The 15,244-nt window shown below is 60.8% G+C and carries 11 protein-coding genes; 9 read left to right on the top strand and 2 right to left on the bottom strand.

Going from position 1 to position 15,244, the window contains the following annotated elements:
• Nucleotides 1-80 precede the first annotated feature (80 nt).
• The gene (locus tag HW556_RS10060) at nucleotides 81-1,397 is read left to right on the top strand and encodes a glycosyltransferase family 4 protein (RefSeq protein WP_317170509.1); all 1,317 of its coding nucleotides are present in this window, start codon (nucleotides 81-83) and stop codon (nucleotides 1,395-1,397) included.
• A 158-nt stretch (nucleotides 1,398-1,555) separates the two neighbouring features.
• On the opposite strand, the gene HW556_RS10055 is transcribed toward HW556_RS10060, so the two are convergent.
• Nucleotides 1,556-3,388 carry a hypothetical protein gene (locus HW556_RS10055; RefSeq protein ID WP_176899889.1) on the bottom strand — a complete coding sequence of 611 codons (1,833 nt, stop codon included), beginning with the start codon at nucleotides 3,386-3,388 and terminating at the stop codon, nucleotides 1,556-1,558.
• 247 nt (nucleotides 3,389-3,635) lie between these two features.
• Between HW556_RS10055 and pseB the strand changes: the two genes are divergently transcribed.
• The 8 genes from pseB to HW556_RS10015 all read left to right on the top strand — a co-directional run bounded on the left by pseB (nucleotide 3,636) and on the right by HW556_RS10015 (nucleotide 14,364).
• Nucleotides 3,636-4,655 carry a UDP-N-acetylglucosamine 4,6-dehydratase (inverting) gene (pseB, locus tag HW556_RS10050; protein ID WP_176899906.1) on the top strand — a complete coding sequence of 340 codons (1,020 nt, stop codon included), beginning with the start codon at nucleotides 3,636-3,638 and terminating at the stop codon, nucleotides 4,653-4,655.
• 211 nt (nucleotides 4,656-4,866) lie between these two features.
• Nucleotides 4,867-6,057, top strand: coding sequence for a UDP-4-amino-4,6-dideoxy-N-acetyl-beta-L-altrosamine transaminase (gene pseC / locus HW556_RS10045; RefSeq protein WP_176899888.1), 1,191 nt, complete (start codon nucleotides 4,867-4,869; stop codon nucleotides 6,055-6,057).
• Nucleotides 6,054-6,779 carry a glycosyltransferase family protein gene (locus tag HW556_RS10040; protein WP_317170508.1) on the top strand — a complete coding sequence of 242 codons (726 nt, stop codon included), beginning with the start codon at nucleotides 6,054-6,056 and terminating at the stop codon, nucleotides 6,777-6,779. The genes pseC and HW556_RS10040 overlap by 4 nt, the downstream gene beginning before the upstream one ends.
• A 559-nt stretch (nucleotides 6,780-7,338) precedes the next feature.
• The gene (gene pseG, locus HW556_RS10035) at nucleotides 7,339-8,817 is read left to right on the top strand and encodes a UDP-2,4-diacetamido-2,4,6-trideoxy-beta-L-altropyranose hydrolase (protein WP_176899886.1); all 1,479 of its coding nucleotides are present in this window, start codon (nucleotides 7,339-7,341) and stop codon (nucleotides 8,815-8,817) included.
• A gap of 44 nt (nucleotides 8,818-8,861) precedes the next feature.
• A complete protein-coding gene (gene pseI / locus HW556_RS10030) occupies nucleotides 8,862-9,902 on the top strand; it encodes a pseudaminic acid synthase (RefSeq protein WP_176899885.1) in 1,041 nt (346 codons plus the stop codon).
• Nucleotides 9,903-9,922: 20 nt separating this feature from the next.
• Nucleotides 9,923-11,287, top strand: a complete 1,365-nt coding sequence (locus tag HW556_RS10025) for a glycosyltransferase family protein (RefSeq protein ID WP_246289601.1) — start codon at nucleotides 9,923-9,925, stop codon at nucleotides 11,285-11,287.
• Between the two features lie 66 nt (nucleotides 11,288-11,353).
• Nucleotides 11,354-12,736, top strand: coding sequence for a DUF7033 domain-containing protein (locus tag HW556_RS10020; protein WP_176899884.1), 1,383 nt, complete (start codon nucleotides 11,354-11,356; stop codon nucleotides 12,734-12,736).
• A 107-nt stretch (nucleotides 12,737-12,843) separates the two neighbouring features.
• Nucleotides 12,844-14,364 (top strand): lipopolysaccharide biosynthesis protein, encoded by a 1,521-nt coding sequence (locus HW556_RS10015; RefSeq protein WP_176899883.1) that lies wholly within the window; start codon nucleotides 12,844-12,846, stop codon nucleotides 14,362-14,364.
• A 26-nt stretch (nucleotides 14,365-14,390) separates the two neighbouring features.
• On the opposite strand, the gene HW556_RS10010 is transcribed toward HW556_RS10015, so the two are convergent.
• The gene (locus HW556_RS10010; RefSeq protein ID WP_176899882.1) at nucleotides 14,391-15,197 is read right to left on the bottom strand and encodes an SDR family oxidoreductase; all 807 of its coding nucleotides are present in this window, start codon (nucleotides 15,195-15,197) and stop codon (nucleotides 14,391-14,393) included.
• Between the last annotated feature and the right edge of the window lie 47 nt (nucleotides 15,198-15,244).

Below are 15,244 nucleotides of genomic sequence, written 5' to 3'. Positions count from 1 at the left end.
CGGCCTCCAAAAGTAACCAGAAAAGCCCGAAAAGCCGCCAGCGCGTTACCTTCGCGAGTTCACCGCCCGCCCGCCGCACTGTGCCCGATTCTATCCGTCCGCTTCGCCTGCTTGTTATTACCTACTACTGGCCGCCTTCGGGCGGGGCAGGCGTGCAGCGCAGCCTTAAGTTCGTTAAGCATCTGCCCGAGTTCGGCATAGAGCCCACGGTTATCACCGTCGATGCGGCGCAGGCAGCTTACCCGGTACTCGATGAGAGCCTGGCCGCCGATGTGCCAGCGAGCGTGCGCGTGATTCGGACGAGTACGTTTGAGCCTTTCGACAGCTACAAGCGCCTGACGGGCCGGCGGCAGGTACCCTACGGGGGCTTTGTGGGCGAGAGCAAGACGAGCCCGAGCCAGCAGCTGTTCAAGTTTGTGCGCGGCAATCTGTTCATTCCGGATGCGCGCCGGGGCTGGAACTACTTCGTGCTTGATGCCGTGGCCCAACTGGTAGCCGCCGGCGAGCAGTTTGATGCAGTGCTCACCTCTTCGCCCCCTCACTCCACCCAACTTGTCGGACTTGAGTTAAAGCGCCGCTATGGCCTGCGCTGGTTGGCTGATTTGCGCGACCCCTGGACCGATATCTACTACTACAAGGAGCTGAACCACCTGCCGCCCGCCCGCTGGCTCGATGCCCGCTACGAGCGCCAGGTGCTGGAGCAGGCCGATGTAGTGCTGGTAACCAGCCCCCACACCAAGCGGATTTTCGAAGCTAAGTCGGCCAAAATCGACCCCGACAAAATCACGGTGCTGCCCAACGGCTACGACGAGGCCGATTTTCGGGAGCCCAGCCAGCCGCCCACCGATGCGCTGCTGATAACGCATACCGGCACCATTGCCGATACTTACCGCCTCGACCATTTGCTGGCCGCAACGGCCGAATGCGCCCGCCGCCACCCCGACGTGCCGCTACGGCTGCGCTTCGTAGGCAAGGTTTCCGACGGCATCCGGCAGCAGGTAGCCGCGGCGGGGCTGGCCGAACGCACCGAGTTTGTGGCCTTCGTGCCGCACCACGAGTCGGTGGGCTATCTGCTGCGGAGCACGGCGCTGCTGCTGGTCATTCCGGACGTGGCCAACAACCGGGGCATTCTGCCGGGCAAAGTGTTCGAGTACCTGGCCGCCAACAAGCCCATTCTGTGCGTGGGGCCACTCGACTCCGATGCCGACCTGCTGCTGCGTGAAACCGGGGCCGGTCACACCCTGCCCCCCCATGCCTACGCCGACCTGGTCGAAGCATTCGAAGGCTTGGTAGCCCGCTGGCGCATCAACCCTAACCTCGACCTACCCGGTCCTCGCCCCGCCCGCTACTCGCGCCGCGTCCTCACGGAAAGGTTGGCCAAGCTGGTTGAGAAATAAGAGAGAAGAACTGTCATTCTGAGCGAAGGCGCAGCCGGAGTCGAAGAATCTCTACTGTAGTGGTAATTTAGTTGACTGCAACGAAGCGGTAGAGATTCTTCGACTACGTTGCGCTGCGCTCAGAATGACGTTTATTCACTCCTACTTTCACCCACTTATTATAGCCCCAACCCGCCGCGCAGCTTAACCGGCAGTAGGCCAATGGCGCGGGCTTTCCAGTCAGCCCAAGTGGAGTGGGCCAGGCCCTGCCCCTGCCACGCGCCGATAGCCTGGGCCAACTGCTGGGCCAGGGTGCGGTAGTGGCGGCGGTGGTAGTGGCGCAGGTTATTGCTAACGTCGGCGGGCGTTTGTACAAACGCCCGCACATCCAGCAGGAAGCAGTTTTCGGCGGAAGCCACGAACTCTGCCAGCGCTTGGTTCATGTGTTCATGGCGCGCCCGGGCCCCGGTTTCGCCCGAGTCGAGCACTTCGATTTCGGATCCGTTGAGCAGGAAGATGGGCACGTGGGCCGGTACCTGGGCTCGTAGCCAGTGCAGGTTCTGCTGAAATTCGGCGGGCGAAATTGGGCCTTCGTGCTCAAACTCGCGGGCGAAGTAGTGCAGAAAATTTTCATCCAGGCCCTGGAAATGACGCTGGGCGTAGCGGCCGGCTAGCGCGGCGGGCGGCTCGGCCGTAATGTCCTGGTAGGCCCCGAAGGGCACGCGGTGGCCGGTGGTTCGCTCGCGGTACAGCGGCTGGGTATAATCCATCAGTGCGCTGTACACCAGCACGTCGTAACCGGGCTCCCAGAGGCGCGTTTCCAAGGCCTCGCGACCCAGAAAGGGCAGAGTGGCAGCCAAGCGCTGTTGCTCGGCGGCGGGCCACTCGCGGGTGGCGCGCAGCAGCAACGTGTGCTCTAGATGCACCGGGATCTGGTGCTCGTTGTTGAAGTTGAACTCCTCGGTTACGTCGAGGTCGAAGGCCTGTAGAAAGGGCGTAAGCTGGCCCAGGTCGCAGCCACCCTTGAGCAGTACCCGCAGTTTCTTATCGATTCTCACTGTTGACGGAGCGCCCGCAATTTCGGTGGCGGACGCAGTTTGTACGGTAATCCAATCGGGCTTTTCGGTTTGGCTGAGCTCCGTAGCTACGTCGCCCTGCACGGCGAGCTTCGGAAAGCCCAGATGAGCGTAGGTGAACTGCTCGATGCCCAGATGTAGAATGCGGCAGGAAAACACGAACTGCTCCAGTCGGTTTTCGGCCTCGTTCAGGCAGTAGATACCTACCAGGCCATAATTGCCAAACCGGTCGTGGACGCGCACGGTGCCCCAGCGGCGGGCCGGGCCGGGCAGGCTGGCTTCCAGCTCTGGCAGCGTAATGCGGCGCTTGGTGAAATTGAGCTGGTTGGAGCGGTTGATAAGCTCTTCGAGCCGGCCCAGATCAGGCAGCACCGCGGCCGGCCCCTCCCGAAATTCCACCTGCACCCGGGCATCGCGCAGGAAAGCAAGGTTGTCGTCGTACTGGGTGCGGGCCTGCTGCTGGCGTTCGAGCAGCTTGTATTGTTCGAGACGGGCAAACGTGGGGTCGGGCTGGCCGCTGGCGCGTAGCAACGGGGCCAGTTGGGGCAGTTCGATGGGGTCGGCTACGCGCAGGTCGGGGTTGTAAAACTGGGCCTCGGCCCGGTTGGCGGGGTTGTCATCCAGAAACAAGGCGTTGGCGGCCCGCAGCTGCATCTGACTCAGCAGTTCCTTGATTATAGGACCTTTGGGCTGCCAGCTGATGCGCGCAAATACGAACAACTCCCAAATATCCAGCTCCCGCAGCCGGGCTTCGGCCGGAGCAAAGTCGTTCTTGCTCACAATAGTGTGCACAATGCCCCGGCCGGCCGTATCGCGCACCAGTTGCAAGTTGGCTTCCAGCGCCGTTACGCTTCCTTCCGAGAGCGTGCCCTGCCAAAACGTGTCGTCGAGGTCCCAGATGACGAGTTTGATGGGGGCATCAGTTGCCAATATCATTCAGTTGCCGGTTAGTTGTTGCCGGTTGGTAATTGCCCGGCAAAGGAACGTCATTCAGAGCGAAGCGAAGAATCTGGCGTGAACTCGTTGAACAATCGTCGCGCAATCGTAGTGAGCGACGATTGTTCGCTGCGCTCTGAATGACGTTCCTGACAACTAAAGACTGGCAACTGATAACTCCCTACTTTTGCCCTCCCCCACCTTAGCCGCCGTGCGGCTCGCTCTTTCTTCGCTCATTACCCTTCTCATGGCCCTCGACCTCAACCATAAATCCATTCTGGTAACCGGCGGTACTGGCTCGTTCGGCAAGCAGTTCGTCGAAACTGTGTTCCGGCTCTATCCGCAGGTGAAACGGCTGGTGGTGTACTCGCGCGACGAGCTCAAGCAGTACGAGATGTCGCAGCAGTTTCCCCACTCCGAGTATCCGGCCATCCGCTACTTCATCGGGGATGTGCGCGACGGCGAGCGGCTCAAGCGGGCCTGCGAGGGCATCGACATCATTGTGCACGCCGCCGCCCTCAAGCAGGTGCCCGCCGCGGAGTACAACCCGATGGAATGCATTAAAACCAATATTTTCGGGGCCGAAAACGTGATTAACGCGGCTCTCGACTGCGGCGTAACCGACGTAGTAGCCCTGAGCACCGACAAGGCCGCCGCGCCCATCAACCTCTACGGCGCTACTAAACTCTGCTCCGACAAGCTGTTTGTGGCCGCGAACAATATGAAAGGCTCGCGCGATTTGCGCTTTTCGGTGGTGCGCTATGGCAACGTAATCGGCTCGCGAGGCTCGGTGGTGCCGTTTTTCCTGCAGCGCCGCGAGTCGGGCGTGCTACCCATCACCCACCCCGACATGACGCGCTTCCACATCTCGCTCGATGAGGGCGTGGACTTGGTGCTGTACGCGCTGGAAAACAGCTGGGGCGGGGAGATTTTCGTGCCCAAAATCCCGAGCTACAAGATTACCGAAGTAGCCGAGGCCATTGGCCCCAACTGCCGGCAGGAAGTCGTGGGTATCCGGCCCGGCGAGAAGCTGCACGAGGAAATGATAACCGAAACCGACGCTCTGAGCACCGTCGAGCTCGACAAGTATTACGTTATTCTACCCTTCACCCCACGCTGGGATGTGGATGCGTTCATTGCCCATTTCGGCGGCCGCCGCACCGAGCCCGGTTTCCACTACAACTCCAGCAACAACACCGACTGGCTCTCGGCCGAGCAGATTCGGGAGGAAATTAAGTTGCACGTCGACGCCGGATTTACGGTATAGGTGAGGGCTAATCCAGGGCACCCAAAACTTATATAGTGGCGGGGCTTGCCCCCGCCCGTCGCGAAAACGATGCGTTGCAGGCTTTTGTCTGCCGGGCGAAGGGCCCGTTTAATGGCGGCTAGGGGCAAGTCCTGCCCCTACAGCGTGCCAGCAGTGCGCTCATCAACCGGGGTTAGCCAAACAACCACCCCGCCGCCATACTTTTGGGTTTATGAACTTCTCCAATTTCCAGCCCACCCGCCCTATCGCCTACGGCCGCCAGCACATCACTGAGGCCGATGAACAGGCCGTGTTAGCCGCCCTACGCTCCGACTACCTCACGCAGGGGCCGCTGGTGGCAGCGTTTGAGGAGAAGTTTGCGGCCTACGTGGGGGCCGAATATGCCGTGGCCGTGAGTAATGGTACGGCGGCACTGCACCTGTGTGCGCTGGCGCTGGGCGTGCAGCCCGGCCAGCGCGTCATCACCACACCCATTACGTTTGCCGCTTCGGCCAACTGCGGGCGCTACTGCGGCGGCGAGGTGTATTTCGTTGACATCGACCCGGATACCGCACTCATCGACCTGGCCGCCGTGCGCCGGCTGCTCGAAAGCCACCCGAAAGGCCATTTTCACGGGCTGATTCCCGTGGATTTTGCGGGCCTGCCGGTGAACCTGGAGCAGGCCCGCCAGCTCTGCGACGAGTTTGAGCTATGGCTGCTCGAAGACAGCTGCCACGCGCCCGGCGGCTCGTTCATCGACAGCCAGGGTCAGGCCCAGAACTGCGGCAACGGGCAGTTTGCCGACCTGGCCATCTTCAGTTTTCACCCCGTAAAGCACATTGCCACCGGCGAGGGCGGCATGATCACCACCAACCGCCGCGACTTGTACGAGCGGCTGCTTACGTTGCGCACCCACGGCATCACCAAAGACCCCGCCCAGCTCAGCCGGCCCGACGAAGGCGGCTGGTACATGGAAATGCAGGAACTAGGATACAACTACCGCCTGCCCGACATGCTCTGCGCCCTGGGCATCAGCCAGCTCCAGCGTGCCGACGCGGGTATGGACCGCCGTCGCGAGTTGGCGGCCCGCTACGACGCGGCCTTCGCCGAGATGCCCACTGTGCGCCCGCTGGCCGGCGCGCCGGGCCACGCATACCATCTGTATGTGATTCAGGTGGAAGACCGCCGGGGGCTGTACGATTTTCTACGCGAGAAGCAGGTTTTCGCGCAGGTCCATTACATTCCGGTGCATCGCATGCCTTACTACCAGGGTTTGGGCTGGTTGGAAGGCGACTTTCCGAAGGCCGAAGCATACTACGCCCACTGCCTCAGTATCCCGCTGTTTCCCAGCCTCACCGATGAGGAGCAGCAGTACGTGATTGCCTGCATCCGGGAATTCGTTTCGCGGCAGGAACCAGCGTGAAGAAAGTCGGCATAATTTCGCAAGCCCGCATGACCAGTACCCGGCTACCGGGCAAAGTGCTACGGCTGGTGGGCGGCCGGCCACTGCTGGCCTACCACATCGAGCGGCTACAAACCAGCGGGCTACCAATTTACTTGGCCATCACCACCAACGCCACCGACGACGCGCTGGCCGATTTTGCGGCGGCGCACAGCCTGCCCGTGACTCGTGGGCCCGAGGATGATGTGCTGGCCCGCTACCAACAATGCGCCGCCGCCCACGACCTAGACGTTATTGTGCGCGTAACTTCCGACTGCCCGCTGCTGGACGGTGCACTGATTGCGGAGGCCGTGCAGCAGTATCTGGCGGCCAATAATCCGCGTCTGTACCTCTCCAACGTACTGGAACGCACCTATCCGCGGGGTTTCGATTTCGAGATTTTTTCGCGGGAACTACTGGATGAAGCCCATCAGCACGCCACTATCGCCTCCGACCGGGAGCATGTAACGCCCTACATCCACCAGAACCGCTCGGGCCGGGTGCAATTCGCCCAGATAATCCGCTCCGGCAACCGCAGCGTCTACCGCCTCACGGTGGATACTACTGAGGATTTCGAGCTAATTAGACGACTGATAGAAGAGCATCAGGCTGATACTTTGACGACTGAGGAACTGATTGCCTTATTGGACGAGCACTCGGAGTTAGTGGCGCTTAATGCGCATGTCGAGCAGAAGAAGCTGTAAGTTACAACAGTTGAAAATCTTGTCATGCATCAGCAGAAGCGTACGGCACGGCCTTTTTTCTACTTCACCAAGCTGAAAAGCTAGGATAAAGTCATAATTATATTATATCTGTTGCTATCATTATTGCTGTGGCATTGTTTCGACAATATCGAAACGGAAGACAACCAGCGAGATGCAATATTAATCTACGGTGTTTTCACGCAACTGCTCCTGTATACTATCAATTATAAATCATTACGCAATGCGTATGTATATCTTTTCTGGTTTCTAATCGGCCTGATACACTTGGTGATATTTTTCCGATTAAGACATGATCCAACGCTACAGATGGCAAATGCGCACTCAGCTACTGTCTTAAGAAACACCATTATTCTTCTCGTTTTATTTCAGGCATTACGCTTTATCAGTCTGAAAACCCAGGCAAAGGAATTGGTAGCTGTTGCCAAAAGTCCAACCGATTTTTTCAATGAAAGTCGAGTCACTTACACAGACTCGGTGTTGACCATCGTGTATTTGAGTGCTACCATAATATTATCACTCATTGATTAGCGAAAGTACTATGCGCCTCCTCCTCCGCGCCGATGGAAACGCCCGCATTGGCCTGGGCCACATGATGCGGCTGCTGGCGCTTGCCGAAATCCTGCGGCCCGATTTCCCGGAGCAGGTTTTTCTAATTCGGGAGCCCGATGTGGCCCTGGTGGCCCAGCTCACGGCCGCTGGCTTGGCGGTGCAGGCGCTGCCCGCGCGCCCACTGCCCGAAGAAGCCGCCGACCTAGCTGCTTGGCTGCTCCGGCCTGATGATGTGCTGGTACTCGATGGCTACGATTTCCGCTACGATTACCAGAACACCGTGCGTGGAGCCGTGCACCGGCTGGTGTACCTTGACGATTTGCACGCCTACCCGCTGGCCGCCGACCTAGTGCTCAACCCCGCCGGCGAATCCACGGCGGCCGATTACGAGCTGCGCCAGCCGGGAGCCCGCCTGCTCAGCGGCCCCGCTTTTGCCCCGCTGCGGGCCGATTTCCAGCATGAGTCCGCTGTAGGTGACGCGACGGAACCCGACCCATCCACGGTATTTGTGTGCTTGGGCGGAGCCGACCCCACGCACCAGACCCGCCGCGTGGTAGCGGAGTTACTGGCCCTGCCGGGCGCACGCCAAGTGCATGCGGTGCTAGGCGGAGCTTACCAGGGTTGGGAAGCGCTGCACGCCTGGGCAACCGACCAGCCAAATCTGACGCTGCACCGCCACTTGGCCGCTCCGGAACTGGCCACGCTCATGCGCCAATGCGGCGCGGCTGTGTGCTCGGCCAGCACCGTGAGCTACGAGTACTGCGCGGCCGGTGGCGGGCTGCTGCTGCTGCTGCCCACCGCCGCCAACCAGTACGACCTCGACCACTACCTGCGCGGAGCCGGTCTGGCCCGACCTTTCATGGCGGCAGCCAACATTCTCACCTCCTCCGAAGCCGGTCGCATAGCCGCCGAAATGCGTGTTGCCCAGCGTCGGGTATTCGACGGGCAGGCCCCGGCCCGTCTGCGCCAGGAGCTGCGGGCATTGCTGCTGCCTCTGCCGCCCTTTGCCCTGCGCCCCGCCACCTCCACCGACTCAGCCCAGCTGCTGGCCTGGACCAACGAGCCGGCCGTGCGGCGCTTTTCATTCAACACCGAGCCCGTGGCTGAGGATGACCATGAGCGGTGGTTTGCTGCCCGGCTGACCGACGAAAATGCACTGCTCCTGCTGGCCCAGGATGCCGCCACGGGCCACTCGGCGGGCCTCATCCGGTTCGCGGTGGAAGGCGAAACGGCCACGCTCAGCTACCTGCTCGACGCCAATTTCCGGGGCCGGGGGCTGGCACCACTGCTGCTGTTGGCCGGCACGCGGCAACTGCTGGCGCAATTTGCGCAAGTGAGGCGAGTGCTGGGCCACGTGCAGGCTGCCAACGCCGCCTCGGTGCACGCCTTCGAACGGGCGGGCTTTCAACTGCGACCAACGGCTAATCCCACAGATTCGCTGACGTTTGCCTGGCTGGGAGTGGGGTGAGACGAGCAGCCACGCATCCGCGTAGCTATCCGTATTTTTGCCCTATGACCATCTCCTTTGGCTCCCGCCTCGTGGGCCCCGACCAGCCGCCTTTCATCATTGCCGAGCTCAGCGGCAACCACAACCAGGACTTGCAGCGCGGCCTGGCCATCGTGGATGCTATGGCTGCGGCCGGTGCCCACGCTATCAAGCTGCAGACCTACACCGCCGATACCATGACTCTGCCCGGGGCCTACCGCATCGACGACCCCAATTCGCTCTGGTTTGGCCGCGAGCTGCACGAGCTGTACCAAGAAGCGCACACGCCCTGGGAGTGGCACCAGCCGCTGTTCGAGAGGGCCCGGCAGCATGGCATGCTGGCGTTCAGCTCGCCGTTTGATGAAACGGCCGTCGATTTCCTGGAAACCCTCGATGTGCCGGCCTATAAAATTGCCTCTTTCGAGAACACCGACTGGCCGCTGCTGCGCCGGGTTGCCGCCACCGGCAAACCTGTGATTATGAGCACCGGGGCCAGCACGCTGGCTGAAGTGGCTGAGGCCGTGCAGGTGCTGCGCGAGGCTGGCTGCCGCGAACTGGTGCTGCTCAAGTGTACTAGCACCTACCCCGCCACGCCGCTCAACACCAACCTGCGCACGCTGCCCCACTTTCAGCAACTCTTTCCCGACACGCTGGTAGGCCTCTCCGACCACACGATGGGCATCGGAGCCTCGGTGGCCGCCGTGGCCCTCGGCGCCTGCGTTATCGAGAAGCACGTAACCCTGCGCCGCGCCGACGGTGGCGTGGACTCAGCCTTTTCGCTGGAACCCGAGGAAGTGGCCCAGCTCGTAACCGAAACTGAGCGGGCCTGGCAGGCGCTTGGCCAGGTACAGTATGGCGTGCAGCGGGCCGAAGAGAAAAGCCGCCTCTACAAACGCTCCCTGTACATAGCCCAGGACATAGCCGCCGGGGAGCTTTTCACCAAAGAGAACCTGCGCGTGGTGCGCCCCGGCGACGGGCTGCCACCCCGCTACTTCGACCAACTGCTGGGCAAGCCCGCCCGCCAAGCGTTAGAGGCCGGCACCCCGCTGACTTGGGAAGCATTGTAGTTCTGCCTCACCCCGCTTCAATGCCTCAATTCCCAGTCCCACCCGAATCGTCAGGCTTCCCGCTCGCCGGTGGCGAACCCAGCAAGGAGGATGAGGCGACCCGCCTGCGCGACATTCTGCAGCTGCGCTTCACCGATCTATTTGCCTCGCTGCCGGCGCACACACTGGAGCCCATTTCGCCGGAAAGCCCCTGGAAACGGCTACTGAAAATGGCTGGCTACGCAGGGTTGCGGCTGGTGGGCAACGTGTTTCGGAAGGTGCGCAACCCTGAAGATCTGCGTGGCAAAGTGTGGCTGTACGTGGTGAGCCAGAACAATTACGACTCGCTGCACTTTCTGCGCGAGGCTCTATCCGACACCGTGCTAGTAGCCGGCCAGAGCAAACAGATTGGGCGCTACAACGGGGCCGTTAACCGCCTTTCGCTGCGGCGTAAGCTGCTGTATTACGGCCAGCTGCCGCGGGTATTCCGGGCATTATGGCGCACTGAGGGCGAGCGGGCCAGTCGGTTTTTCGATTTGATTTTCAACGCCGTTGGCTACTACGAAGTATACCGGCGGGCCCTTCGCCACTACCGCCCCCAAGCCGTGGTATTTGCCAACGACCACAACGACGACGCCCGGGCCCTGCTGCTGGCCTGCCAAGCCGAGGGTGTGCCCACCGCCTACGTGCAGCATGCCACCGTCAGCACCAGCTTCCCGCCGCTGGGTTTTGGGTTGAGCCTGCTTGAAGGGCAGGATGCGCTGGACAAATACCGCCAGTGCGGCCCAATAGCGGGCCAGGTGGCGCTGGTGGGCATGCCCAAGGCCGATGCCTTCCTGGCCCGCCGCAACCTTGCGCCCGCCGTGTGCCGGGTTGCGCTGGCCTGCAACACACTCGACGATACCGCCGCCATTACCACCACCCTCGACTACCTGCTAACCGAATTCCCTAACCTCACCTTCACCATCCGCCCCCACCCCGGCGACACCCGCGACTTCTCGTTTCTGGCCACCCGGCACCCGGCACTGCAATTTTCCGATGCCCGGAAGCAAAACGTATTCGAATTCTTAAGTGCGCACGATGCGCTGATGGCCGCCGACACTAGTACCCACCTCGAAGCCACGCTGCTGAATCTGGCCAGCGTGTATTTCCGCTTCGGAAGCCACGGTATTGCCGACGACTACTACGGCTACGTGGCCCACGGGCTGATAGAGCAGGCTGATACGCTGCCGGAATTGGCTGGCTGGCTACGCCGGATGCAATTAGCCAAGCCGGCCGATTTATATCAGCGTGCCGCCTACTACAACGCCACGCTGGGCACACCCAACGAAGGCCACAGCCAGCAGCGGGCGGCGCAGGTGTTGCAACAGTGGCTTGCGAAAACGGCCCCAATGGCGGAGGCGTAGTTTCCTGCAGAGCCGCGCAGAGGAATGTGCAGAGGTTCGCGTAATTGTTCTGGTTTACTTTGCGCTATGGTTCCTCCGCCGCTGCCTGCTGTTGCTCCCGTTACCGCCGAAGTTCGGCTGGCCTACGTGCTACGGCATTTTAGGGCGGCCTACGCGCAGGTGCCGGCAGTTAGCATCGGGTATGCCGGTATGCAGCCACAGGTTGAAATTGCAGCCGTTGAGCACGACTTTTTCGCCTGTATTGCTCCCTACCCTTCCGAACCGAACTGGCGCGAGTGGCATGGGCAGCTCATGCCCTTTTTCTTCGATGCTTCGCCCGATACGGCGCTGTTGGAGCTGCTGCCGGGAAGCCGGGCGCGCATCAACGCCGATGTGGTTTCGGCCGCGTTCTACCTACTCAGCGGCTGGCAGGAGTTCTTCTCTGAAGAGCGTGACCAGCATGGTCGCTTCCCGTACGCGGCCAGTGTGCAGGCCCGCTACGGCTTCGTGGCGGTGCCAGTCGTTAACTACTACTTCGACATCCTGAAAACGGCTGTGGAGCACGTAACCGGCCAAGTGCTGAAGCCGCGCCGCTGGGCCAACGGAGTCACCTGGGCCGCCTTCATCACCCACGACATCGACAACCTGCGCAGCGCCTGGAAGCAGCCAGCTAAAGCGGCGTTGCAGCGGGGCAACCTGCTCGGTTTCGGGCAACAACTGTGGCGACATCTCACGCAGAAAGATGCCTGGGATAACCTAGAGCTGGTGCAGCAAACCGTGGCCGAGTACGGCGCGAAAAGCACGTTCTTCTTCCTGCCCGAGCACCGCAAATCCGCCAACGGCACTCCGAATGCCGATTATCGGTATCACCAACTCGATAAGTCGATAGATACCTTATTGCAGGCTGGGGCGGAAGTAGCACTTCATGGCAGTATTGGAACCGCAATTGATGAGGAGCAACTTCTACACGAAGCTGTGAAAATTTACCGTAGTGAGCATACTGCCCAAGGGTTACGCTTTCATTACCTGAGTTGGGAGCCGCGCATCACTCCAAACCTGATTGACGAGTTGACTTCGGCCTACGACTCTACCCTAGGATTTGCCGAGCACTATGGCTTCCGCAACTCCTACTGCTTACCATTTCAGCCTTTTAATTTCCGAACTGGCAAGGCATACGATTTCCTCGAAATTCCACTCAATGTGATGGACACCACGCTCCACCACCCCCGCTACCTGCAACTGGCCCCCGACGAAATTCTGCCGGCTCTCACGCCGATGTTCCAGGAAATCGAGCGGTTCGGGGGCGTGTGCACGGTACTCTGGCATAACGAGAACTTCGACCCGGCCAACCAGCACAACGGACCAGAGCAGTTCCGCGCCATCATGGAGTACCTTCGCGGCCGCGACGTGGCCTTCGTCAATGGCCAGGATATTTTATTTAGACAGGAGACAGTGAGAAGTAGGAGGTGAATGTCATTTTGAGAGCAGCGGAGTCGAAGAATCTCTACTGCTTTGTTGCAATCGACCGAGTTAGCACTGCGGTAGAGATTCTTCGACTCCGCTGCGCTGCGGTCAGAATGACAGTTTCTTTTCTACCTTTTTACTTCTCTATTCTCACTTCTTACCATTTGGGTATCGTTCAGCGGCAGGGGCTGCGCAACACCGTAATTTCTTACCTCGGGCTGGCGCTGGGCTTCGTGAGCACCACGCTGGTGCTACCGCGGTTTTTTGAGCCGGGGCAACTGGGCGTTACCGCCACGCTAGCCTCGGTGTCGACGCTGTTGGCGCAGGTGGCGGCGTTTGGGTTTGCCAGCGTAGGAATTCGGTTTTTTCCCTACTTCCGCAACTCCGAAAACGGCCACCACGGTTTTCTGCCTTTTCTGTTGGGCGTACCGCTGCTGAGCTTTATGGCCATGGCGGCCCTATTCTGGCTGGGCAAGCCGGTACTGCTGGGCTTTTACGAAACGGAAGTCGCGGCGCTGGGCCCCTACTATGCCTGGGGAATCGTTTTCGCGCTTTTCACGCTGCTGTATTCCCTGCTCGATGCCTACCTGAAGGCGCTATACCACACGGCATTTTCGTCGTTTTTGCAGGACATCCTGTTACGGCTGCTGATTCTGGGCGGGGCGCTGTTGTTTGCCCAGGGGCTGCTGTCGTTTCATGGCTACGTGCTCTGGTTCATTGGCGTAAACGGGCTATTGGTGCTGTTGCTCACCGGATATCTGTTGCGCATCGGCGAACTGCACTGGCGGCCGCAACGGGCGGTGCTGGCAGTGCGGCCGGTACGCGAATTGTTCAGCATGGGCGCCTTCACGCTGTTCAGCTCGCTGGCCGGCTCCATCATCATGTACATCGACACGCTGATGATTGGCTCGCAGCTGAATCTGGCGGCCGTGGGCATCTACGCCATTGCTTTCAACATCAGCACGGCGCTGGCTATTCCGGCCCGCTCGCTCAACAAAATTGCCTTTCCGCTGCTGGCCAACTATTGGAAGGAGCAAAACCTAGTGGGCATGGCCGATTTCTACCGCCAAACCACCCGCCTCAACGCTCTTATTGGCTGCCTGTTGGCGCTGGGAATCGGCCTCAACCTACCCTTTATCTACTCGCTCATGCGGGCTGAATATGCCCAGGGCACGCTGGTGGTCCTGCTGTTGCTGGGCAGCCGCCTGTTCGACGGTATCACGGGTCTCAACGGCCTTATCTTGGTTACCTCGCCACGCTACCGCTTTGATCTGGTGTTCAATATCTCCCTGGCCGTGCTGATTGTCGTGCTGAACCTGCTGCTGATTCCACGACTGGGTATTGTGGGCGCGGCGGTGGCGGCGGTGGCAGCCCAGGTCAGCATCAACCTGATTCGCACCTGGTTTGTATGGCGCAGCTTCGGCATGCAGCCTTTCACCTGGCAAATTCCGCTCATCCTGCTCATCACGGCTGCGGCCGGCGTGGCCGGCTGGCTGGTACCCGAGCAGGTCTCACCCCTGCTCACGATGCTACTGCGCTCCACGGTAATCACGGCCGTGTACGGCGGCCTCGCGCTGGCCACCGGCGCGGCCCCCGAAGCCGTAGCGCTGCTGCAAAAGCTGCGGCGACGCTAAAAGGGTGCTGTACTGTAACGGCCGTTTTACAACTTGAAATCCGGCTCCTCCTTGCGGAAATGCTTGAGCACAAGCTTGTCGGCCAGACTGGGGAGCAGGCGATTGAGCCACACGGTGAGCTTGCCCTGACTGGTAAGGATGAGGTCGCGGCGGCGCTGGCGCACGGCCTCCAGTAGGTGCCGGGCCACTTCCTCGCTGCTCATCATGGCCCCTTCGTCGCGGGGCGATTCGCCCTGGGCTTTACCATCGGCGGCCAGGGCCACGTTGCGGATGTTGGAAGCCGTAAAGCCCGGGCAGGCCAGCAGCACGTGCACGCCCTGGGGCAGCAGCTCGGTACGCAGCGCCTCCAGGAAGCCGTGCATGGCGAACTTAGAGGCCGAGTAGCCCGTGCGCCCCGGCAGGCCCCGGTAGCCGGCTATGCTGCTAATGCCTACAATCGAGCCCTTAGCCGCCGTGATATGGGGCAGCGCGAATTTGGTAGCGTATAGTGTGCCGAAAAAGTTGGTCTGCATCAACTGTCGTATAACGTCCAAATCAGCATCCCGAAACAGGGCCCGCATGCTGATGCCGGCGTTGTTGATGAGCACATCGAGCCCGCCGAACGCGGCCACTGTTTCGGCCACGGCCCGCTCCGAATCGGCCTCCATGCCCACATCGGCCCGGATGGCCAGGTGGGCAATACCTAGGGCGGCCAGCTCGGCGGCGGTTTCGGCCAGACGGGCCTCGTTGCGGCCGGTGAAGGCCACTTTGGCCCCCGCTTGCCCGAACTCCAGGGCCGTGGCCCGGCCGATACCCGACGTGCCGCCCGTAATCAGGACTACTTTATCTTTCATACTCAGCAGAAATCAACTTAGCGTAAACCGCCCGCAAATTACGCCTC

This window comes from Hymenobacter terrestris (assembly GCF_013377905.1).
GTDB classification, from domain to species: Bacteria; Bacteroidota; Bacteroidia; order Cytophagales; family Hymenobacteraceae; genus Hymenobacter; species Hymenobacter terrestris.
The sequence above is the reverse complement of the archived record's forward strand: the minus strand, read 5'-3'. Positions and strand labels throughout refer to the sequence as shown.

What these genes read in the sequence shown, in the direction of transcription:
- pseB (WP_176899906.1), top strand. Translation starts at nt 3,636, where the DNA reads ATGGCCCTCGACCTCAACCATAAATCCATTCTGGTAACCGGCGGTACT.
- HW556_RS10020 (WP_176899884.1), top strand. Translation starts at nt 11,354, where the DNA reads ATGGTTCCTCCGCCGCTGCCTGCTGTTGCTCCCGTTACCGCCGAAGTT.
- HW556_RS10025 (WP_246289601.1), top strand. Translation starts at nt 9,923, where the DNA reads ATGCCTCAATTCCCAGTCCCACCCGAATCGTCAGGCTTCCCGCTCGCC.
- pseC (WP_176899888.1), top strand. Translation starts at nt 4,867, where the DNA reads ATGAACTTCTCCAATTTCCAGCCCACCCGCCCTATCGCCTACGGCCGC.
- HW556_RS10055 (WP_176899889.1), bottom strand. Translation starts at nt 3,388, where the DNA reads ATGATATTGGCAACTGATGCCCCCATCAAACTCGTCATCTGGGACCTC.
- HW556_RS10015 (WP_176899883.1), top strand. Translation starts at nt 12,844, where the DNA reads ATGACAGTTTCTTTTCTACCTTTTTACTTCTCTATTCTCACTTCTTAC.
- HW556_RS10010 (WP_176899882.1), bottom strand. Translation starts at nt 15,197, where the DNA reads ATGAAAGATAAAGTAGTCCTGATTACGGGCGGCACGTCGGGTATCGGC.
- pseI (WP_176899885.1), top strand. Translation starts at nt 8,862, where the DNA reads ATGACCATCTCCTTTGGCTCCCGCCTCGTGGGCCCCGACCAGCCGCCT.
- pseG (WP_176899886.1), top strand. Translation starts at nt 7,339, where the DNA reads ATGCGCCTCCTCCTCCGCGCCGATGGAAACGCCCGCATTGGCCTGGGC.